Below are 20,367 nucleotides of genomic sequence, written 5' to 3'. Positions count from 1 at the left end.
CCGACAAACGGAATCACCTGTAGCGCAACACCTGCCAGTCCATCAGGCCTTCGGAGGCGAATGTGGCAGCTTCGCGGTCATCATGAGCGATCAATGCTGCTACCCCGTACTCGAGCCGGCGATCGATAATTCGAGTGCATCCGATATCCAAGGACAATCGGCCAGCCTCAGGTGTTAGGAACGGCGCATCGTCGGACGCCACGAAATCAGCGCCCGGATCCCGTACCTCGGCCGAATCGAGCGGCGGCGCAGCAAGTGCCTGTTGAAGGTATGATTCGACGCCAACGGGCCGGCTTCCGAAGCGTTCCGAATCCCACGACAACCCGTCTTCGACTGCCGTGATCGAGTAGGTGGTCGTGCATGACTCGCCAGCGCGGCCAACTATCGCCACAACCACGATCTCCTCCACCCATCCTCTGGATATCCCATCATGCTGCAGGCGTACCGCGTCAGCCTCGCCGCGCTCCCAGGGCTGCCCGGTCAGCGGATTCACGTCCGCGACGGGAACAACTCCCTCGAACGTCAGAGCCAGGAAGTCAGCGTCATAGCCACGGGCGGCCAACTCCGACTGTGCGAGCAACCCTGAGACATCGGTGGATTCAACCAACGCAGTGAGCCGATCCCCGCGAATCACGATCAGGAGGGGATCGGTGTCCCCGTTCGCGAGTTCCTTGCGGCGCCGAACGAACTGGTCCACGGACGCGAAGACGGGATCCATTGTCGTCACACTCGTTTCGGCTTCGGCGTGACCAGGCCAGGATCATCCGACCACAGCTGCCGGTACCACTTCTCGTCGATCCACCAAAAGCACTGGCCGGTTTCGGGCTCTGGAAGATAACCGAGACGACGAAGTCCCGCTGCGGCTGCAGTCAGTTCATCCGCCGACACTCGCGATACCTCGAGAAGACCGCGAACTCGATCCCATTCCATTGGACAGGGGAAGTGATCACTGATTAATCGGAAGCCAACGTGATCGATGGCCTGGGCCAGGAAGTAAGCCGCCAGCTCGGGCTGATCAAGAGCAATGTACGCATCGGCCGCCATCAAAGCACAGCGGGCTTCGAGTGGTCCGCGGAACTCGTACTTGTCGTAGCCACGCTTGAGCATCAGCACGCGTGAAGCGGGATCTGGCTCCGCGGTAGCCAGAATCCACGCCGCCGCCTTCGGTAGGTACCACGAGTCGACCTCATACCGGTCCGCTCCGGCCGCCCACCGGGAAGAAAGATGCGCACAGACCTGCGCACTGCGCACCGCTTCGTCGCGATCCCCGAGCGCATAATGGATGACCGATGCGAGAGCATGCAGCTCGACGTGCAACCTGCCCCTGAGATTCCATGCCCGGACGTAGTTGTCGTCGGTATCGCGGGGAGGGACCGCGGTGTCGAGTTGGGCCATACCGAGCAATGACCGAGCGATGGCAGCATGCCCGCCGGCCGCGGCGTTGGCCGCCGCATACATCACGGCAGTGTCATCACCGTCAGCCAGAATCTGGTCGCGGTGCGCCTCGAGGGCTGCCATCAATTCCGGCCAGCGCCCTGAGTCGGCGTGCAGCCCTCGCGCCATCTCCAGCAGAAGCCGGCGAGCATCAGTACCGAAGCCAGATGCGAATGTCAGCGCCCGGGCATGATCACCCTTGTCGACAAACCGGTGCACCAATGTCGTGGCGATGCGCAGTTTATGGGGGAACTCATCGCCAGGCCCTTCGGCGGAGATCGACAGAGTTTCGTAGAGCAGCGGCGTGGGCAATAGATGATCGATGCCACGTGCGGCAGCCATCCCGACCCGGTCCGTCCGAAGATCGCCGGGCGAGGCCTGGATGAAATCGACCAACTGCTCTGCCCAATGGCCACAGAAGGCCCGCGCCAATCCCGGATCGGCGCCGGGGTGGCGCGGAAGTTGTAGATCGCCGATCCTGTAGATCTGTGTGTTGAGTACCATCGCCACGAGCACTTCTGCGGCGGCTTGCTCTCGGCTCCACGGGCCGTCACCCCAATGGTCGAACGCTTCGCTGTCCAGCAGCCACCGGTACAGTTCAGCGGTGGTCGTAACCCTCTCGCCGTCATCCAATCTGGTGTCGAACGGGTAGAGCTCACAGACGACGGCTTGATCGCAGAGTTCGTCGGTCGTCAAAACGCCGCGCTTGTACTGCGACAATGAACGAGCCATATCACGCAGATCCATTCCGAATGCCGCGTCAACCAATTCGCCGTCCTTCGCTTTGCCAGATGCTCCCAGGTTAACGTCCAGAGCCATCAACTTGGGGGAGGTCTTTGACGGCGGCCACCATGATTGTGTGAGGCAGAACGATTAGTTGTCGCCGCCCAACGCGGTTTCGCCATCCGTACTGCCACCGTGGTGCCCAGTCGGCCGGCTGGACCCGCTGGCCGCTCGCTCGGCCAACCACTGGTCAAGAAAAGAGGCTGATCGGCCGGCAGCCGGCGTCTTCTTTGCCTTAGGCGCCTTCGCCGGAGAATTCACGTCGCTTGCCACGGCTTCTAAGGGCAGCGGTAGCGCAGTGACGTTGGAAACGCCCGCCGTGGCGGCTTGGGTCAGATCGCGATATGGGTTAACCAATGCCTCCATCGTGCGGCCCATGATCTCGTCTAGGCGAGTGGCAAGTGCGGCACCGTCGAGGGCATCTGCAAAGTCGTTATGGTCGACAACGAGCGTATGCGGTCGGCTAATGTCACAACTGGCGGTACGCATGATGGTCGCCGACAGATCTGGCTGTGTCACAAGCACCGACGCGTCAATGAGGCCAGCGAACCGACGCTGCAGCTCGACCGCGTCCGACACTGCACTACGGAAAGCGATTGTCGTGGCGACATTTCCATCCACGGCGGGCCGCAGATTGCTGTCGAGCTGGTCGAGGAACTGATGGGCCAGAACAACCGAGAGACCGAACTTCCTACCCTCTGACAGCATGTTCGCCAGGGACCCGGAGATCACTGTGTGCGCCTCGTCTACCATCACGGTGAACGGGCGATCGCGCCGGCGGCGGAGGGCGGCGGCCCACACCCTCCCAAGGTATAGGTAGCCGAGCAGACAACTTGCTTGCTCACCGAGTTCGGCCTTAGACAGGTCTACGAGAATAATGCGATCATCATCCATGGCTTGAGTGAAATCCATAGCGTTACAACCGGATCCGAGAACTGCACGAAGCGCGGCAGTGTTGGAGAAGCGTTCGAACTTTGAGTTCACCCAGGCCAGCACTTCACCGAACTCGTTGGACCTCTTGGCCAAACCGTTGACCTTCCACCATGATTTGAGCCTGTCGTCAGATGAATACCGAACCGCTGCAGCCATGAACAACTCATTCTCTGAGGCAATGGGGACATCGAGCAGTGATGCCCGCACACCATGCACGGCGGCCAACGCACGCAACGTCATACCTACACGTTCGTGAAAACGCGGACCAACAATGCCGGTCTCCTTGGGGTCGAAGATGTACTGAAACGTCGCGCACAGGTCGGCGATAGCGATATCGCGGCGAACCGGGTCATCCTCGGCCAGCGGGTTGATGGGTACCGGGTTCTCGACGTCGCCACATCTGATCAGCCATACCCGGTCGATTGCATGATCCGGCAACTCGGCCAGGATCCGGTCGCACAGCGAACCATGGGGATCCATGATGAGCATCCCTTCCCCGCGCTGAGCTATCGCGTGAGCCATACCAGCCAACACGGTTGATTTCCCTGTTCCTGTTCGACCGAGAACATGGATATGCCTGAGTCGCTCTTCCGCCTCGAGTTCCACTGAGATCGGCCGACCGCCGCCGGTGACCGCATGTCCGATGCGGACGCCGCCCGCGGCGGGGCGGCGCGATGGAGTCACTGGGATCGGTGCGGATGGCGCGACATAGGTTCCGGCAAGCGGTTCGACATCGCCCACTGGCACGGCAAACACATCGGCCAGCCCTCTCTCATCTAGCACCAACCGCGCCGCCCGATCTTCCTTCATCAGCGAGATCTGGAGTCCGGGGAACCGGTTCCGGATCATTGACCGTGACCGCAGTGATGGTGCCTGGCCAGCGGTGACGATGCCTAGTTCCGCAGACCATCGCGCCTGCTGCCGACATGTTGGCAGCAACCGGATACGCAGACCATGTCCCGGGAGCGTCGAGAGCTCCTCCAGCAGTTGCGGAGTGGGGACCTCGGCGCCGTGCCATGCCACTGTCGGCGGTGCCGGCTCCGGATCGGGAGCGAATCCGAGTGCCCTCGGTCGGGCGTCGGCGACCAATGGCCACTCTGATAGCACCGGATGCTCGTACTCGTGAACCGACAGCTCGGCAATCGGATGCATTAACTCGGCGATCTCGGAGGCGATCGCATCGGTTTGTTGACCACCTGAGACGACAATGTCGACGTCGACCATGCCGTCCATGTTGGTGAACATGCCGAGCTCGAGTTCTGTTCCGGTGGCTTCGGCGGCAATCGCAGCCAACCGCAACGCCACCGACTTGCGTAGCCGGGCAGCCGACTCGGCTGATTGGGGCCGAAGTGCCGTCAACTCAATGACGCTTCGCCGCTTGGACTCCATCTCGCATCGTTCCATCGAGACCAATGCTGTCTATCCCTCCTGCCGGGTCTTGGCCACTGTTCGAAGGATCTATTCGACACCGAAGTAGAACGGGCAAATTGCCTCTGAACAATCGGCTGGCAAACCGCTGCGGAGAGACCCCCTGATTGTCTGTCTCTGTGTCTCCGCGCGCCAGCCGCTGCAATGCCCAGCTGAGCCCCGTGCTCGGAGCACTTTGTAAACAGAACCATCTCGGCCGAAATCGGCCGTGTTCAGCACATCAACGCGGACTTCGCGCCTGTGCGTTGTCAACGTCGAGTTCAATTTGCTACGGGCGCCCAACCGACATGCAGCGACGAAAACGAGCGCCGGTTCATGGCTTGCATCGGCGCCATTGCATCGGCAATTCCCGTCCGTCACGCGATCGACAGCGGCCGGCGAATTGCAGGTGTATCTTCTCGGCAGGAACACCACGATCTCGCTGGGCTAGTAAGGGGCGCTCCAATGGGCTACAACGATCGGTGCAAAGACTGCCGACATGGCCGCTGTTCAACCTGCAAGGGCGCCGGCAAGGTGCACGGCATGTTCGGTAACTGTACAAAGTGTCATGGCCAAGGTGGCAATCCGTGCGCGCAGCATCGATAGGTCATCGCGCTTCACACACTCCTTTGGGAAACAGCCGTTGCCGACGCTCGGCAAGAAACAACTCATTAGCGCATTGACGGCGGGGTCAAACAGTAAACATGAGCGGCCCAAAGGCTCTCGACTACCGGGCTGTCGAGAGGCACCGTGCTGAGTCAGCTCGGCGCCGGTGGCTTGCCATTGGCGGCCGTGTCGAGGCGTTGAACGAGCAGTGCGTCTCTAGCGGATACCCCGAGTGCGCCGTCGTAATCGGAACGCTTTCCGACACATCCTCGGCCGAACTCGAACGGCTTTGCGACGAACTCGAGGCAGAGTTGACCAGCGCCACCGAAAATCTAGCCCGACGCAAGTTCGCGGATAGGACCCGTCAGGTAGCCGCAAACCTGAAAGATGTTCTGGCAGAACTCGAGAGAAGAGAACAACGGCCCCCGGACCAGGCAAGCCAACGGAGCGAGTCGGCGACGCATCGAAGCCGGACCTCAAGCGAAACAAAGAGAAGAAGTGCTGAACTGGCCGCCAAGGTTGCCAGGCTACTCACATCGTTGCAGTCTCCGTCGGCCGAGTTGGAGCAAGCTGCTCACGCTGTGCTCACCGAGACCGATCCTGACCGTTCACGGTTGCTTTACCAGGACTTGAGCGAACGAATTGCATTGGCTAATGCACGCGATGCCGAACGTGCTCGGTACCTGACCGAGATCGCTGAGTTGCGAGCACAAGCTGAGTCAGTGTCCGACCCTGCCCCACTGCGAGCTCTGCTTGATCACGCCGAACTCATTGCAACGAGTGGCGGTTCGGCCGACATCGACCTACGGCAAGCCAAAGCAGCCATCACCGAACAACTCGATGCGGCCGCAGCGGCTGCAGATCGCGACTATGTGCGCAACGCGGTCGCCGAATCCTTGCTTGAGTTGGGGTATGAGACGGCCGACGTCGATCTCGAGACACCAGAGACGTTGGTCTTTCGACAAAGCAACAGCCACGGTGTACGCGCCGATGTGCGCAATGGACGAATCGACATCCGCGCCGTCCGACTCGGCCCGATAGCACGCGGTGATGCCGGATCCGCGGACCGCGATGCCGAAGACGAGTTCTGTAATCGAATTCCGATCCTGCTCAGCGCACTTCGGGACAGAGGCGTTTCCGCGGACGTTGCGGAACGTAGGTTGCCCGGGCTGTCTACCCCAGAGACCTTGTCGTTGCGCAGCGATCCAGACCGGTCGTCGTCTGCAGGTGAGCGGCCCAATAAGCGTAGTCGAACGGCGCGATGAACCTCGAATACCCGGGCTGGCTCCGCGAGCTTGACATCGCCCTTCCCGCCAATCCGCAAGTCCTGATCACAGGGAATCTGCGCGACACTGTGCTGATTCCGCGCACGGGGGTCGCGCCTCGGCAGGCCTCCGTGGTCGACGCAATACTGCTCGAACTCGAAGGCGCCGGACATCACGACGTGATCGTCTACGACCCGGTCGACGGCGCAAGCGCCGCGCGCAATCAGAACGGGACAGCGGCCGCTCTTATCGAAACACGAGCTAGTGCTGGGGGCACATCGTCTGTTGACGAGCTGACGGCGCTACTTCGGTCAGTGGTGACCTCTGCGGCCCCGTGTGTCCTGTTGCTCAACAACGCATCTCGGCTGGCGCCCAGCGGCAACTTGTCGGCTGAGCACATGCACCGCCTGCTGGCCACCGCAGAGAAATTGATGCTCACGGCACCGACGCGGCACGTGCAGGGACGCCACAAAGCCGCGGTCTACAACACGGTGATCTGGCTTGTTGATCGAGAAAACGACTTACCGTCGTGGCTTGCCTCGTCTGAGTTGGCACGAGTGATATCGGTGCCCGACCCTACGATGGAACATCGGTCCGCCCTCGCTAGCAGCCTAGTGTTGTCCTTGCCCGAGCCGCCGGAACTCGACTCCCCTGAGTTCACAGATATCGTGCACCGGTTCGCAGCGCACACGGACGGGCTGACGTTGCGATCGATGTCAGAGATATGTCGGCTCGCCCAGGACCGCCAGATCGGTGCGAACCGAATCGATGACGCGATACGGACTTTCCGACACGGCATACCCGATAATCCCTGGCAGTCAATGGGACTCAGGCAGAGGGTCGGGGATGGCGTGGGGATTCTGAGCAGAAAGGTCCTTGGCCAGCCCGCAGCAATCCGAAAGGCCGTCGACATTCTGATTCGTTCCTGTATGGGGCTCACCGGCGCGGAGTCACGCAGCTCGAGCGCACGACCGCAAGGCGTCCTGTTCTTCGCCGGCCCAACCGGCGTGGGCAAGACCGAACTCGCCAAGTCGATCGCCGAACTCGTCTTCGGCCAGAAGGATTCGTTTCTGCGCTTCGACATGAGCGAGTTTCGCTTCGACCACACCGAAGCAAGACTGATTGGCGCCCCTCCCGGCTATGAAGGCTTTTCGGGAGGAGGTGAACTCACCAACGCCATTCGCCAACAACCATTCAGGCTCATTCTGTTCGATGAAATCGAGAAAGCCCATCCCCGGATACTCGATAAGTTCCTGCAGATCCTCGATGACGGACGACTTACCGACGGAACCGGCGCCACCGTGTTCTTCAACGAGACGTTGATCGTCTTCACCTCGAACCTAGGTGTCTACGAGTACAGCGACTCAGGGAAGCGGACACCCGTTGTAATGCCCGGCGCACCGTACGAGATCGTCGAGCGGGAGATTCGAACAGCTGTCGAGGAACACTTCAAGACCGAGATCGGTCGGCCGGAGATCCTCAACCGAATCGGCGACAACATCGTGGTTTTCGATTTCATCACTCCGGAGATCGTCGAGCAGCTGATCCCGATGTTCGTCGGCAATGTCGTCGACCGAGTCCGCGAGCAGTTGGGTTTTGATATCACAATCGCGGCCGAAGCAAGTCGCAGCCTGGTGGACGGTGCGCTCTCAGAGATCGAATTCGGTGGGCGCGGCGTACGCAACGCCGTCGAGTCGATGTTCACCAATCCCCTAGCTCGTGCATTGTTCACACAGGATCTCGGGTCCGCCTCGCTGACGGTCACTAGCATTAGGAGGTCGGTTGACGGCTGGACGGTGGTGCTGCAGTGACGTCCGTGCTGTTGTCGCGATTGCACTATCCGGTGCAAAATCTCGGCTACGGAGTGCGCGCCGGCATATGGTTCCAAGGCTGCAGCATTCACTGTCGGGGCTGCATCTCGCGAGATACCTGGCCATTCGACGAAAAGAAGCGAACCGATATCTCGATGATCGTCGACTGGCTGAATCAGCTAGACGGAAGGCTCGACGGGATAACGATCTCCGGTGGGGAACCGACCGATCAGCCTGATGCCCTGCGCGCACTGCTGCATGCTTTGGCGCCAATACGGGCCCACGTGGACGTGCTTGTGTACTCAGGCAGGCCTTCCCAGGAGCTCCGGCGCGACCTGCCGTGGTTGTGGGATCAGGTTGATTTGTTGATCAGCGACCCTTTCAACTCCGACCTTGCCGGGGACTATTCGCTACGCGGGTCCGCTAATCAAGGCGTTCACCGGATCACTCCGCTGGCCGAAGAGCGTTACGCGCAGACAACATTTGAGGAGAGCTACGCCGCGCAGCGACAGAGGATCGCCATTCATGTTGACCAACGCTCGGTGTGGATGGTCGGTATCCCCAAGCCGGGTGATCTTCGACGTTTGGATCAGGCCCTCGAAGAGCGCGGCATCTCGATAGGACGAACATCATGGTTGACATGACTGGGGATAGCCCGATCGGAACCGATGTCGTTACGTGCGTGTGCGGTGCGAATTGGGACCGGAACATCTACTCGCAATGCAACACATGCCTCACCAACCTGTGGGAGCTCAATCGGACCACGGCGGCGCCAGGCCCGCCCGCGACTCCTGGATCAGACCACACCAAATTGGACGACGACCCAGCGCTTCGGCGGAGTGTGGATCTACTGGTCTGTGGGAGGCGCCTCACTCTGACTGAGGGCGACACCTTACGCCTCGGGAGAGACGACGCGCTTGAGACGGCCAGTGTGTTTCGCGAGGCGCCGAACGTGTCGCGGAGTCATGCTTTACTGCGATTTGAGAACGGGCGCTTGAGCATCACCGATATGTGCTCGAGCAACGGCACATTCGTCGATGGACAACGGCTCCCTGCTGACTGTGAATACGAGATTCGGCAAGGCCAGGCACTCCGGCTGGCCTCCAACGTGGATATCGAGATTCTTTGGGAGAGAGGATGAAGGCTCGAATCACCGCTATCACTCATCGCGGCTCGGTGCGCGACCACAACGAGGACTGCGTCGGGTGGGGTGGCTGGGCCTTTACCGGCGAAATCACCAGGCCGATCTCCGTTGTCGTCGACGTCGTCGCCCCGGTGGTCGTGGCGGTCTGTGACGGTATGGGTGGGCACGCCGGCGGGGAAACTGCGAGTCGCCTCGCGGCGACTTTGGTCGGTGGTCTCCCAGCGGAGCCGGCGCCATCCGAGGACTCGCTGCGAGTCCTACTCCAGCGGACCTCCGATGCGATTAATGACGCGGCTGATAAGCAACCGGACTTGGCCGGAATGGGCTCCACTGTGGTTGGTCTGGTGATCTATCCGGATGGGCACGTTCTGGTATTCAACGTCGGGGACTCGCGCTGTTATCGCGTAGAGGGCCGCTATCTGGCCTAACTATCCACCGACCATCGGCATCCGGATTCGGGTTCGCTAACGCAAGCGCTCGGCGGGGGAAGAAGATTGATCCTTGTGCCCGACTTCTTCACCTGCCCCCTCCCTCCGGACCCCGGGTTGATACTGAGCACCGACGGACTCGACGACTACGCGAACTCAGACAAGATCGAGGAACGGGTCCTCATCGGAGGGCCCGGCCTTGTGGCCGACTTACGGGATTTGGCGCTCGCCGGCGGGGGCGGAGACAACGTTTCGGTCGTCCAAGTTTCTTTGACCGACGATGGAGAACCCTATGGCCGATGAGACATTTTTGGAGGACGCCAGCGGAATCCCCCGAGCGGGCGAGACCTTCATTGAGGACTCGAACGCTGGCCCGGCTCAGGGCGCCGGCTACCAACCCCTTCCCCCGACTTTGATCGCCGAGGGTTACCGCGCCATCAAAGAGCTGGGCGCCGGGGCGGAGGCTCGCGTGTGGCTATGCACGTCCAGTAGCGGGCAAGGTTACGCTGTGAAGGTCTACTTTCGGCCGCCCAAGTACACCTTCGAACTTGGTTCTCCCGAGTACCGAAGGCACTTCTCCCCCAAGTGGGCGGTCGAAGTTGTCCGACGCGGCTGTGATTATGTGGCCGGCTCCCCACTGCATTACGAAGTAATGGAGTACTGCGCACACGGGACCCTCGAAGAATTCATCGCTTCGCGTGGCCGCTCCGATGAGCTTGCGACCACCATTCTTGGGCGACTGTCGTGGTGCATCAAGTCGCTACAGGGAGAGCGCGGAAAAGTTGTCCACGGAGACATCAAGCCTCGTAACGTGCTTGTCCGCAACGCGGATGAAACAGAGCTTGTGCTAAGCGATTTCGGGCTTACGCTCGACTTGGGCGAGCGATCTAATCTGAGTAACTTCGGCCATGGCACCACGGCATACAACGCGCCGGAGATCATGCGGGTCAAGGGAGCGCCGGCCGACTGGTGGAGCCTGGGAATGGTGATGTACACCGTGCTCGTTGGCCGAGGGTACTACCAGGTCAGCGAACAAGGTTGGGCCAACCAACGCACGATCGAAGTTGATCTGATCTCCAGGGACATCTCACTTTCCGCTGTCGACCAACTCGACGTGCCCCCAGTTCGGCGCCGCCGCTGGAAAATGCTGCTGGCCGGGCTGCTCACCCGCGACCCCGACCACCGCTGGGGTTCAGGGCAGGTCGAGTCTTGGCTTGCAGGAGGGAACCCCGAGGTACGCCGCGCGATCGACAGTGAGACCGACCTCTCGACAACAGCGGCACCTTCGCCGCCTGTCGAGCCGTTTGCGTTCGCCGGTGTCGCAGAGTTCGACTCGCCAGCGGCGTTGGGTCAGGCCATGGCGGATCGGCCAACCGACGCGGCGCGTCTGCTCAGCGGACGAGGTACCGACCGCCTTATCTCTTGGCTACGTGACGAAGCACGCACGGGCGACGACTATTCCGAAATACGGCAGCACAACTGGGATCCCGACGCGAAGGTCGCCTACTTCGTCAACCGCCTGTCACCGACGGCGAATCTGACCTTCCGCTCGAAGCCGATCGGTTCACCAGCTGATCTTCGCCGCCTCGTCCAGGACGGCGACACGGACGTTATAGATGCCCTCTTTGGCGCCGAAGTAATCGGCGCAGTGGCGAACAATGGCACCCGGTCGGGATATCGAATGATCGAGGCGAATTGGCGAGACCTGGTCGACCGGGCCACCGAAGCTGCACAACAACGGGGTATACCGCTGTCGACGGATGCCTTACTGCACCTCCGGACGTGGGCACTGCTGCTCGCGGCCTCGGACAGCACGGTGGCGGACAGATACATCACCGATGTTCGAAGCCGCGTGGCATCCTCGGCCATGTCGGCTGCGAACGAAGTGGAGTGGTTCGTGAGACTACGGCGCGACGCGGGGCTTTGAATGCCAGCTTCGAACGAAGAGATTGCGTTGGTGTTGCTGGCAGACGCCACCGTTCAGCCCGCGGCCGACTTGGGTAAGAGCACTTTGCTGCGGAGGGAGGGTGAACAGCGCCAAGCAGTTCAGCGCGCGGCGCAGGCCCGGCAGCAGGAGGTTCGAGATGCGTTCAGAAGCGCGCGTACTCGGGCTTTCTTGCTGACACCGCTCTGGTTCATCCTCTCCGTGTCGCTCGGACTCGGGGTTGCCGGTGGTAGTTGGCAGGCAACGACGTTGATATGTGCTGCCCTCGTGATAGGAGCACTAGCGGTCGACGTACGTATTGGGCCTGGCAGGAACGGAGCGCTCTTGGCCGGCGCGGCGTGCGGATGGTTCGCAATGCCACTTGTCTCCTCAATGTGGGGAAGCACGCCGCCGCGCGGACAACTAATCGATCTTTCCTTCGTCTGGCTTCCGTGCTTGTCTGGTCTCATCGGGTACCTAATCTCGTCTCTGCATAACAATCGACATCGGTGATCGACTGTAATGTCTTCAACACAGCAGACTTTGGCGCTCACATTGCTCGTCGACGCTACCGTGGAGTCAGCTTGTGCGCTGGGCCAAGGCGAACGCGACAGGAAAGCCGAGGAGGCTGAACGCCAAACCCAGGCCGCCGCTAGCCTTCTCCGCGCCGGGGATATTCGTGCACTGATGCTGGCTGGTTTCCTCGCCGTCACGGTATTGGCGCCATTCTTGATCGGTCATTTCCTCCTGACGAAGACCTTCCTTCTTAAGCCCGACCCGGGTGTCTACTACCCGGAAGTTCGCGGTGTTCTCGACCACTTTCTACCGACATACTTGGCAGGGCTTGTTCCGATCATGTTCGGTGTTGGCCTGTTTCTAGTGGTTAGACGGCCCTGGCGAGGAAGAGTCTTCACCGTCACTTTGGGGTGGATCAGCATCGTAGGATGCCTGATCGTCCTCATACCTAGCACGCAGTCAAAGTGGCGCGACGCTGAACTGAAGACGATCGCCAAGCTGCGCGAGACGCCTTTCCCCTTCAGCGACAGGTTCTATAACTGCGCAAGCTGGGACTTACACGCAGAGAACGGGATACATGAACCGGAACTCTGGCAGGTGCACCTGGGCCAACGCAAGGGCAGTAACGTCGACGGGTGCAACCGAGTCCTGGTGTATAGAGGCTGGGACTTCGTGGGCAGATACGATCTGCCTGACAGTGACACATTCACCGGTGACGTCGTGATTAATCACGTCGACTGGACTGAGCCGTTCGAAACCAAGGGCTCGGCAGAGATCTGGGCCCAGAACAGCAAGACGGGCATGAGGTATCCGATGAATCCTGTAGCAACCAACATCGACCTATCGACGACAAACGGGCGGAGGCTGAACTTTTCCTTGGATGGCGCCGGAGCCGGCCGATTCGATCTTCAGTGAAGCCCGACTGAGGGAAGATACCAATCCGGCTGCAGGTTCGGCTGATTCAGTTGCAGGACAGGAACTTTCGCGTATCTACACCCCGAAACTCACAACATTCCGCGAGAAACCCTCAGTAGCTTATGGACTAAGCCCAAGCATCACCCCAGGTCAATGCACTGCGCTCGCCGGAAACTGACCAAAGTGACCCAACTCAGATCAAACCGGTGACGGTTCAATCTTCCGCGCGATCCCTGCATAAACGCGACCGCCGACCCTCTCCGGCAACCGACGAACTAAGTCCACCCGCAGTTGGGTTCGGATTGCTTCATCCGGACCCAATTGATTTGCAGACACGTGAAGTGCGGCTACACCTGTCTGCTTGCGCGGTAGAAGCCTGCGCGCGTTCATTCAAGTTCACGAAAGCAATCAGCGGAGTCAAGGCGCTGAGCGAGATCGACCAGACTACGGTAGGAGTCCTTCTTGGCGGGATCAGGATGTCGCACGTTGTGCCGGACAAAGCGGTGAAACGCCAGCATTGCGAGCCCATAGAGTGTGGCATCCTGAAGCATCGCCATTTCGGAGCGCTGCAATGATCGGACCGACTGGTAACCGTTGACTAGTTCCCTCACAGTTAAGGACATCCTATCCGGATAACCCTCGATGTAAGCCACACATGCTATTCCGACATCAAGAATGAACGGTTCGACGGAAGCCGTTTCCCAGTCAAGAAGGATCAGGCCTTCATTAGTCTCAAGTAGGTTGTCCCCGAAGAGATCTCCATGACAGAAGCCGGTCGGCAAAGACCTCCAAGTGTCGTTGTTGACAATCGCGTCTGCACGAGTCATCAAACGACGGAGACCGACGACTTCCGGCGCCCGTCCAATCAGGCTCCACCGATCGTCCGGCAGCCGCCTAGTCCCGATGTGAAGAAAGCTTGGCGGAGAGACTTGATGGACTTTGGCCAGAGTTGCTCCGATACTGTGGATCTGACTCGCCGTCGGGTTGCAGAGATCATGACCGCGGAAAAATTCTTTGACGAGCACAGGCACGCCGCTTTTCGTCATACTTACGCGAGCGCCCTCACGAGTAGAGATGAGTCGGTCCACCGCGAGACCGTTTCGAGCCGCGTACTCAATAGTCGAAGCCAACGCGATTGCAGACTCGAAGTCATGGTTGTCGAGAAGCGTGAGTACGTAGTCCCTTTCGGCATCATGGACTACAAATGAGGAATTTGCCGCACCACCCGAAAGCGGCGTGATTGAGTCGGGAGCTACCGCGAAGGGTTCCAGCAATTCCTTCGCTTCCACTAATGTGAGCTCGCTGTAACGGGCCAATCCAAGTTCCTCCTCTGAGCCGGCAACTCTTTCCATCGCGACAGCGCTTCAGGGTCGATCCATTGCGCCCGAGGAGTATCCACTTCCCCTCCCGTCCACGTGTCGATCACCTCAACTAGGTAATCGAACTGACCATTCTGGCCGCATTTATCAATAAGATCCCGCCGCGCCGAAAGTATCAAATCCTTGTCACCTCGCACCGCGCCACTAAAGGCACGAGCTAGGCCCGCGTAGGCGAGAAGCGAAAGTTGTTGCAGTCTAGCGGTTTCAAAACGGATATGTGCGTAAATCTGCTCAGATAGATCATGATTTTCTACTGATGCCAACAACTGAGCAACATCACAGAGGCTATGAGAGAAACTATGAAAGCGCGAGCCCAGCGTTGCTCGGACACCTTCCACGACCTCGGGTACGGACCCCGGATTAAGCCAGGCCCTAACGAAGGCTATCGATGCCAGGCTCGTCACCTGCTCCGAAACGGAACCGCTCGATGTGCCCGCGTTCACCGCCATTTCATAGTGCTCTTCGGCCTTTACCAACTGTCCCTGAGTCCAGGCCAGGTCACCTCGGAGGCGATGGACGTGCACGAGCTGTTCAGAATTGGTGTTCAAAAGCTCTGCGACATCACGAAACCTCCCGAGCCTCCGTAACAAATGGGCCGTGCCATGAATTGCCTGTAATCGTAACGGTCCGTCCGTTGCGCGAATCCGGGCGAGCAACTGCATCGATTGCTCGATGTCCCCCATATCTCTTGCAGCTTCGGCTTGGTAGTAGCGGAGGATGTCGAGCTCGCTGAAGCTGGGGGCGCATTCCGCCAGGGCACTAAGTCGTCGATTGACCTCTTCGCGCGGAATCCGCTGCCGTTGCATGACGACACCGGTTCCACGGCATAGCGGTGACAGCCACGGCGACTCGGGCGCTTCCGGCTCCCGCAGACCTGGCAGGAGCTTGGGGTCCCAATCGAGTTTGACGCTGCCACCACCGGTTAGCGAGATAGCAACGCGGGGAAGTTGGTTGTCCGCGATACCGAAAGTCCAGGCGATCTGGAATAGCTGAAGTGCCAGGAATTCTCGCCGTTGAGTGTCGGCGGTGGCGATATGACTGTTCAAAACGTCCATCGCCTGTCGCGCTATGCGACGCCAATCGGCCCTTGTCCATTGATCGACCCCCAAGTCTTCCGATGTTAGAAGAGTCTGACGCAGTGTTCTGTGAATACTCCACCGATAGAGTTGGCATGGGTTCGCCTGTACGAGTGGCTTCTCGAAAAGCATTTCGATAGGGCCGCTGTGGCGCAGTCCAAGCGTGTCGCGAATTAGATCAACGTCGAATGCGTCGAAAAGGCAGCAAGCGAGTAGGGCATGTCGTTCATCCGGAGAGAGATCCCGCAAGACACGGCTGGCCAATTGAGAGAAAGTCGCTACAAAATCTGCAGCTTTGGGCGGCCGAGAAACCGCAATCTGGCGGAATCGTTGAACGGACAGGTCTAAGTGAAGCGGATACCCACCTGAAGAGACGACGATCGAGTCAACCGACTGCAAATCTATTGCCGTGCCAAGCGACGCAAGAAGATAGGACCGCGCATCGACGTCGGACAAATTGCCTACGAGATGCTGACGGGGTTCCTCCGTCGCAAGGTGGTCAAGAGAGGACCAATTTAGCGTCCTGCCTGTGATTACCGGCACGCCACCAGCGTCGCCATCCCATGCCAGTCGATTTCGCCCCGCAACGACAAATAAAACGTTGGGTAGTAGCCAAACCACGCGTTCAAGCAGTGCAGATGTCGCCGGCGAGGCCTCCTCAAACGTATCAATGAAGACAATAATCAGTCGTGGTGCAGCAGATTGAATGCGCTCCAAGTCCCACGCGAGCAGGTAGGGGCTGTAGGAGAGTGATTCCTCGTCCTTCGGGGCATCTAGCAAACTCTCAAGCAAGGCACACTCGCTCAGCGCTGTCTTTCGCAACCTCCGCTCTGCGACTTGCCGACCAAGTTCGGTTGCCAAGCGAACTGCAGACATCCCTGCTGTTGAAGCCCCCGTGAGAACGCCAACTACATCGCCTACCGCTGATTCGACGTGCTCCTGCAAACCCAATCTTCTCACGGCCCGCCTCAGTGCACCACTTCTTTGAGCAAATTCGTTCAGTGGTTCATTAGGATGATTGTCAACCCAATAAAGAGCCAAATAGAGATCGAAGGCGGTTGTCCGGAATCCATGAAAGGAAAGCTCAGCACGAATAGTGATGAGTAACTGTTCGATACCGCGGGTATCTCCATGCCGCATGTCAAAGCGGACAACGATAGGGGCAACACTTAGTTGAGGCGGCGGCCCCCAGTGTGCCGGCTGGCGAATCGCTTTCTCCAGTCGATCAGCCAAACGGTCTAGGAGCGTGGATTTGCCGATTCCCCCGACTCCGTAGTAGCTAAGGACGTTACGTCGTGGACGATCTAGATCTTGCGAGCTCCACCCACCAGATCCTAGAAGCGCAACATCCGCCAGGTGGTTAGCTACTGCAGCGTCGAAAGCTTCCTGTTCGTCCATCCGATCGGTGAAAACGTCCTGCGCGCTGACTGTCGCCAGTTTGGGCGCAAATAGATCGCCAATGCCCATCGGCCTAACCTCCACTAAACCGCAGCAACACTCGTGCCCAAATACGCGATGCTCAGCCGCAGACTATAGCGCTAATGCGGTAGCTGAGCGATCCCGGCAAAACATGGCGGCCAAACGCCCGTGCTCAGGCCCGACCCTGCCAGCCCGGCCCGACTTGTAGCAAATGCTGAGGATAGGGCTCCCTTGCGTGCGCTGCGCCGACTGCAAAGGTTCTGCCCTTCCCAATTGGTTGCTAATCAGAAGACTATGTCTTCTGGGGAACTCGGCCGGCACCAACGGTAAAGCCGCCCGGGAAGGAGATCGCTGTTAACACCGGACATCATTATCATGGCGGGGACTCGGCAGGCCCACTTTCTTCGAGGCCACCGACAAGCGCGAGCGTGCCCGATCGGGACTGGGTGAACACTTCTCCGTTCCTGTCCGACCGCGCTAGGCCTTTCGAGGCCAGCCCCACAGCCGCATGTCGGCGTCGCCTGAGAGGTGAACGGAACTCGGGCTATCGACGTTTTGGGGCTTGGTGCGCGTGCAATCTCTTGGACCGCATCCGCTCGCGAATGCCCACCACGAGGATGACAACTCCCAACACTGTTTGTATAGCTGGCAACAGGAACGGCCAAAGACTAGCGCCGCTTAGCTCTAGGAATGGCAAGTACAACCCGATAACAGCCGCGCCCAACGTTGCGAGCACGGATCCCAACACGATGCCAACGACGCCGGCCGGAACGCGACCCATCAACGCCCCAATAGACCGACGACATTTTCGCCACCTCGCAGATCGCAATAGGAGGCGGCTGGCTGGTTTGACCAGCATCCCCGCGGCGAAGCCCATCGGAATGATGCAATACCACCTCCACGGCAAGAATCCGACCGCGAAACCTGCCAATCCAGCGAAAAACAGTCGCATCATGTCCAACCAATCCAGAAGCACGGTGGTCAAAAGCTCCATCTGCAAGACAACTTTGCCACGGTGTGAGTGCGACTCTGAGCCGCAGATTCTTTTGACATTGGGTTCTGCTGGACCATCAGGCGACAGTTTTGCCTTGCCCTACCGTTTGGTTCCAAGATTCGGGGACTAAAAAGACGGCCTGTAAGAAACGCTGACTGTCATGCCAAGCCCAGTCCGGAAGTGCTAGTAGATTGCCACGAATACAGGTCGTGTCGATGAGCTGAAACGGGCCCCCGGTCGGCAGAGGATGCAGGTGCGCGGCCCCACATCGATATACCTGCCGGGGAGCCCTGCGCCTAACTCTACGTCACTCTACGTCCTAGCAAACTGCTGTTGTCGCCGATACGGTCGTGCCGATTGTCGGATTGGGGTGACCATCACCGACGCCGCCGTCGACGACGATGTCACGGCGGCGTTCTGCGATCTGCTCGACGACGGGAACAAGGACTGTTCCGGGTGCCGGTCCCGAGCGGCCGCTACCGCGACGGCGTGATCCGCCGGGTCACTGATGTGCCGGTGGTCGGGCACCCGTTGCGGCTGAATATTAAGGTCACGGACTGCCGGTGTGTCAGCATCGAGTGTGATCGAGAGGTGTTCGCCCACAACACTGATCGCCTCGCGCGCCGCGGCGCCTCAACCACCCGCCGGTGTGCCCGCGGCATCTGCCGGCGACTGATGATCGTGCCCACCGACACCACCCGGCTGGATGCAGGCCGCATCCTCGATGTTGATGAGCACCGCTGCACACACACCCGCCGCCGCGTGGATAATGGCTACGTCGCCGTCATCGTCGACCTGACCCTGGTGCTCGACGGCACCGGACCCGCCCGACACTGGACCGGGTAGCGGGCCGTTCAGCGGCAGTGTCACCTGGCTCGCTCAGAGAGCCCGGCACTGCCGACCTAACCTGCGGTCACCGCGGCCGCCACTTCTCAGCGCTCGCCGAAAAGCCAAGCTGGAAGACGTGTCCGCCGATGGGAACCGCCTAGCCGGACTGCCACCACCCACCAGGCAAGACCACACTTGCAGATCAGCAAGCCTGCGGGAAGCCGAATCAGTCTGAGTTTCAATTTGGGCGTGCGTATGGTTTCGAGGGCCTCATACCCTCTCGATGACCAGACGGCTCGGCCGCCGATGTGGTACCGCACTCCTCCAGCCGAGACTCGCAAACCGTATTCCGAACAGATGAAATCCGGAATGCCGCCATGGGACAAGTGATGTCTGCTGCCGGTTGGTCGCGTATCGGCGGCACGCATCCTTGCCACTGTCAACGGCAACTGAAAACTGATCAGCTGTCGGCAAGTGAAAATTGACCAGCTTGGCTCGTCATTGGTCCTCGGCGGCGGCTGTGGGGACGCGGCCGAGGTCCCGGTCTTTGATTCGGTAGCTGTCTCCTTTGAGTGCGATGACTTCGGCGTGGTGCACGAGACGGTCGATCATGGCGGCGGCGACCACGTCGTCACCGAAGACCTCGCCCCAGCGGCCGAACGGTTTGTTGGAGGTCACGATGAGACTGGCACGTTCGTAGAATGAGGACACCAGCTGGAAGAACAGGGTTGGCAGCTTCGGGCTCGAAGGGGATGTAGCGGACTTCGTCAATGACGAGCAGCGGGTAGCGGGCCAGCCGAGCCAGTTAGGCTTGCAGGGTGCCGCCGTGGTGGGCTGCAGCGAGCCGGTCGACCCATTGGGAGGCGGTGGCGAACAGGACGCGGTGGCCAGCTTGGCAGGCGCGGATCGCGATGCCGATGGCCAAGTGGGTCTTGCCGGTTCCGGGCGGGCCCAGGAAAACCACGTTGTCTTTGGCGGTAACGAAGTCCAGGGTGCCCAGGTGAGCGATGGTGTCACGTTTGAGGCCGCGGGCGTGTTCGAAGTCGAACTCCTCCAACGACTTCCGTGACGGGAACTTGGAGGCACGGATGCGCCCTTCCCCACCGGGGGATTCGCGGGCAGAGACCTCACGTTGCAGACAGGCCGCCAGGAACTCCTCATAGCTCCAAGTCTCGGTGCGGGCCCGCTCCGCGAGACGCTCGACGGCCTCGCGCATCGTCGGCGCCTTCAGTGCCCGGGTCAGGTAAGCCAACTCGGCGGTCACGTCGCGGCGGGCGGCGGTGGCTCGGGCGGCCATCACGCCACCGGCCCATCGAGGCCGAGCAGGGTGTCATAGTCGCTGAGGGCCCGTTGCTCGACCTCGACATGGGCTGGGGCGCCGATCACGTCGAAGCGGCTGCGCCGCAACACCGCCGCAGCGGCCACATGCTCGGGGTCACTGATGGTCTGGTGTTTGGCCCAGATGCGGTCGTGGTCGGCCACCACCGCACCGCCGCACACGAACG

Annotated in this window: 15 protein-coding genes and 1 pseudogene; 9 read left to right on the top strand and 7 right to left on the bottom strand. The window is 60.2% G+C overall.

Going from position 1 to position 20,367, the window contains the following annotated elements; genetic code table 11:
- Positions 1–13 precede the first annotated feature (13 nt).
- From BN3385_RS07410 to BN3385_RS07400, 3 genes are read right to left on the bottom strand one after another with little or no spacing between them, the layout of a single operon-like run.
- Positions 14–718, bottom strand: coding sequence for a hypothetical protein (locus BN3385_RS07410; RefSeq protein WP_156432626.1), 705 nt, complete (start codon positions 716–718; stop codon positions 14–16).
- A gap of 5 nt (positions 719–723) precedes the next feature.
- On the bottom strand, positions 724–2,253 hold the full coding sequence (locus BN3385_RS07405) for a hypothetical protein (RefSeq protein ID WP_156432625.1): 1,530 nt from the start codon (positions 2,251–2,253) through the stop codon (positions 724–726).
- A 54-nt stretch (positions 2,254–2,307) separates the two neighbouring features.
- A complete protein-coding gene (locus BN3385_RS07400; RefSeq protein WP_059015909.1) occupies positions 2,308–4,539 on the bottom strand; it encodes a type IV secretory system conjugative DNA transfer family protein in 2,232 nt (743 codons plus the stop codon).
- 1,205 nt (positions 4,540–5,744) lie between these two features.
- On the opposite strand from BN3385_RS07400, the gene BN3385_RS28060 reads away from it, so the two are divergent.
- From BN3385_RS28060 to BN3385_RS07365, 7 genes are all read left to right on the top strand, one after another.
- Positions 5,745–6,428 carry a hypothetical protein gene (locus BN3385_RS28060; protein ID WP_156432624.1) on the top strand — a complete coding sequence of 228 codons (684 nt, stop codon included), beginning with the start codon at positions 5,745–5,747 and terminating at the stop codon, positions 6,426–6,428.
- Positions 6,425–8,239, top strand: a complete 1,815-nt coding sequence (locus BN3385_RS07395; RefSeq protein WP_059015908.1) for an AAA family ATPase — start codon at positions 6,425–6,427, stop codon at positions 8,237–8,239. The genes BN3385_RS28060 and BN3385_RS07395 overlap by 4 nt, the downstream gene beginning before the upstream one ends.
- Complete coding sequence (locus BN3385_RS07390) at positions 8,236–8,883, top strand: 4Fe-4S cluster-binding domain-containing protein (protein ID WP_059015907.1); 648 nt, start codon at positions 8,236–8,238, stop codon at positions 8,881–8,883. Before BN3385_RS07395 ends, BN3385_RS07390 begins: the two co-directional genes overlap by 4 nt.
- A complete protein-coding gene (locus tag BN3385_RS29305) occupies positions 8,871–9,380 on the top strand; it encodes an FHA domain-containing protein (protein WP_082690322.1) in 510 nt (169 codons plus the stop codon). Before BN3385_RS07390 ends, BN3385_RS29305 begins: the two co-directional genes overlap by 13 nt.
- A complete protein-coding gene (locus BN3385_RS07380) occupies positions 9,377–9,811 on the top strand; it encodes a PP2C family protein-serine/threonine phosphatase (RefSeq protein ID WP_082690321.1) in 435 nt (144 codons plus the stop codon). Before BN3385_RS29305 ends, BN3385_RS07380 begins: the two co-directional genes overlap by 4 nt.
- A gap of 292 nt (positions 9,812–10,103) precedes the next feature.
- Positions 10,104–11,738 carry a protein kinase domain-containing protein gene (locus tag BN3385_RS07370; RefSeq protein ID WP_059015903.1) on the top strand — a complete coding sequence of 545 codons (1,635 nt, stop codon included), beginning with the start codon at positions 10,104–10,106 and terminating at the stop codon, positions 11,736–11,738.
- A gap of 519 nt (positions 11,739–12,257) precedes the next feature.
- Positions 12,258–13,166: a hypothetical protein gene (locus BN3385_RS07365; RefSeq protein WP_059015902.1), complete on the top strand. Its 909-nt coding sequence runs from the start codon at positions 12,258–12,260 to the stop codon at positions 13,164–13,166.
- Positions 13,167–13,552: 386 nt separating this feature from the next.
- Here BN3385_RS07365 and BN3385_RS27515 read toward each other — a convergent pair whose 3' ends face one another.
- Positions 13,553–14,482 carry a phosphotransferase gene (locus BN3385_RS27515; protein ID WP_197415140.1) on the bottom strand — a complete coding sequence of 310 codons (930 nt, stop codon included), beginning with the start codon at positions 14,480–14,482 and terminating at the stop codon, positions 13,553–13,555.
- Positions 14,455–17,088, bottom strand: a complete 2,634-nt coding sequence (locus BN3385_RS28055) for a hypothetical protein (RefSeq protein ID WP_156432623.1) — start codon at positions 17,086–17,088, stop codon at positions 14,455–14,457. Before BN3385_RS28055 ends, BN3385_RS27515 begins: the two co-directional genes overlap by 28 nt.
- Before the next feature lie 1,316 nt (positions 17,089–18,404).
- Here BN3385_RS28055 and BN3385_RS29180 point away from each other — a divergent pair.
- Positions 18,405–18,527: a hypothetical protein gene (locus BN3385_RS29180; RefSeq protein WP_286141670.1), complete on the top strand. Its 123-nt coding sequence runs from the start codon at positions 18,405–18,407 to the stop codon at positions 18,525–18,527.
- Complete coding sequence (locus tag BN3385_RS29410; protein WP_156432622.1) at positions 18,524–18,880, top strand: hypothetical protein; 357 nt, start codon at positions 18,524–18,526, stop codon at positions 18,878–18,880. The genes BN3385_RS29180 and BN3385_RS29410 overlap by 4 nt, the downstream gene beginning before the upstream one ends.
- A 480-nt stretch (positions 18,881–19,360) precedes the next feature.
- Here BN3385_RS29410 and istB read toward each other — a convergent pair.
- Positions 19,361–20,159 (bottom strand): annotated as a pseudogene (gene istB / locus BN3385_RS07345) (IS21-like element helper ATPase IstB).
- Positions 20,159–20,362 carry a hypothetical protein gene (locus BN3385_RS07340; RefSeq protein ID WP_082690318.1) on the bottom strand — a complete coding sequence of 68 codons (204 nt, stop codon included), beginning with the start codon at positions 20,360–20,362 and terminating at the stop codon, positions 20,159–20,161. Before BN3385_RS07340 ends, istB begins: the two are co-directional and overlap by 1 nt.
- Positions 20,363–20,367 lie beyond the last annotated feature (5 nt).

The organism is Mycobacterium sp. M26 (assembly GCF_001494595.1).
In the GTDB taxonomy this organism is placed as follows: domain Bacteria; phylum Actinomycetota; class Actinomycetes; order Mycobacteriales; family Mycobacteriaceae; genus Mycobacterium.
The sequence above is the reverse complement of the archived record's forward strand: the minus strand, read 5'-3'. Positions and strand labels throughout refer to the sequence as shown.

Coding starts and splice junctions, on each gene's coding strand:
- BN3385_RS07410 (WP_156432626.1), bottom strand. CDS start 718: ATGGATCCCGTCTTCGCGTCCGTGGACCAGTTCGTTCGGCGCCGCAAG.
- BN3385_RS07405 (WP_156432625.1), bottom strand. CDS start 2,253: ATGGCTCTGGACGTTAACCTGGGAGCATCTGGCAAAGCGAAGGACGGC.
- BN3385_RS07400 (WP_059015909.1), bottom strand. CDS start 4,539: ATGGAGTCCAAGCGGCGAAGCGTCATTGAGTTGACGGCACTTCGGCCC.
- BN3385_RS07395 (WP_059015908.1), top strand. CDS start 6,425: ATGAACCTCGAATACCCGGGCTGGCTCCGCGAGCTTGACATCGCCCTT.
- BN3385_RS29305 (WP_082690322.1), top strand. CDS start 8,871: ATGGTTGACATGACTGGGGATAGCCCGATCGGAACCGATGTCGTTACG.
- BN3385_RS07380 (WP_082690321.1), top strand. CDS start 9,377: ATGAAGGCTCGAATCACCGCTATCACTCATCGCGGCTCGGTGCGCGAC.
- BN3385_RS07370 (WP_059015903.1), top strand. CDS start 10,104: ATGGCCGATGAGACATTTTTGGAGGACGCCAGCGGAATCCCCCGAGCG.
- BN3385_RS07365 (WP_059015902.1), top strand. CDS start 12,258: ATGTCTTCAACACAGCAGACTTTGGCGCTCACATTGCTCGTCGACGCT.
- BN3385_RS28055 (WP_156432623.1), bottom strand. CDS start 17,088: ATGGGCATTGGCGATCTATTTGCGCCCAAACTGGCGACAGTCAGCGCG.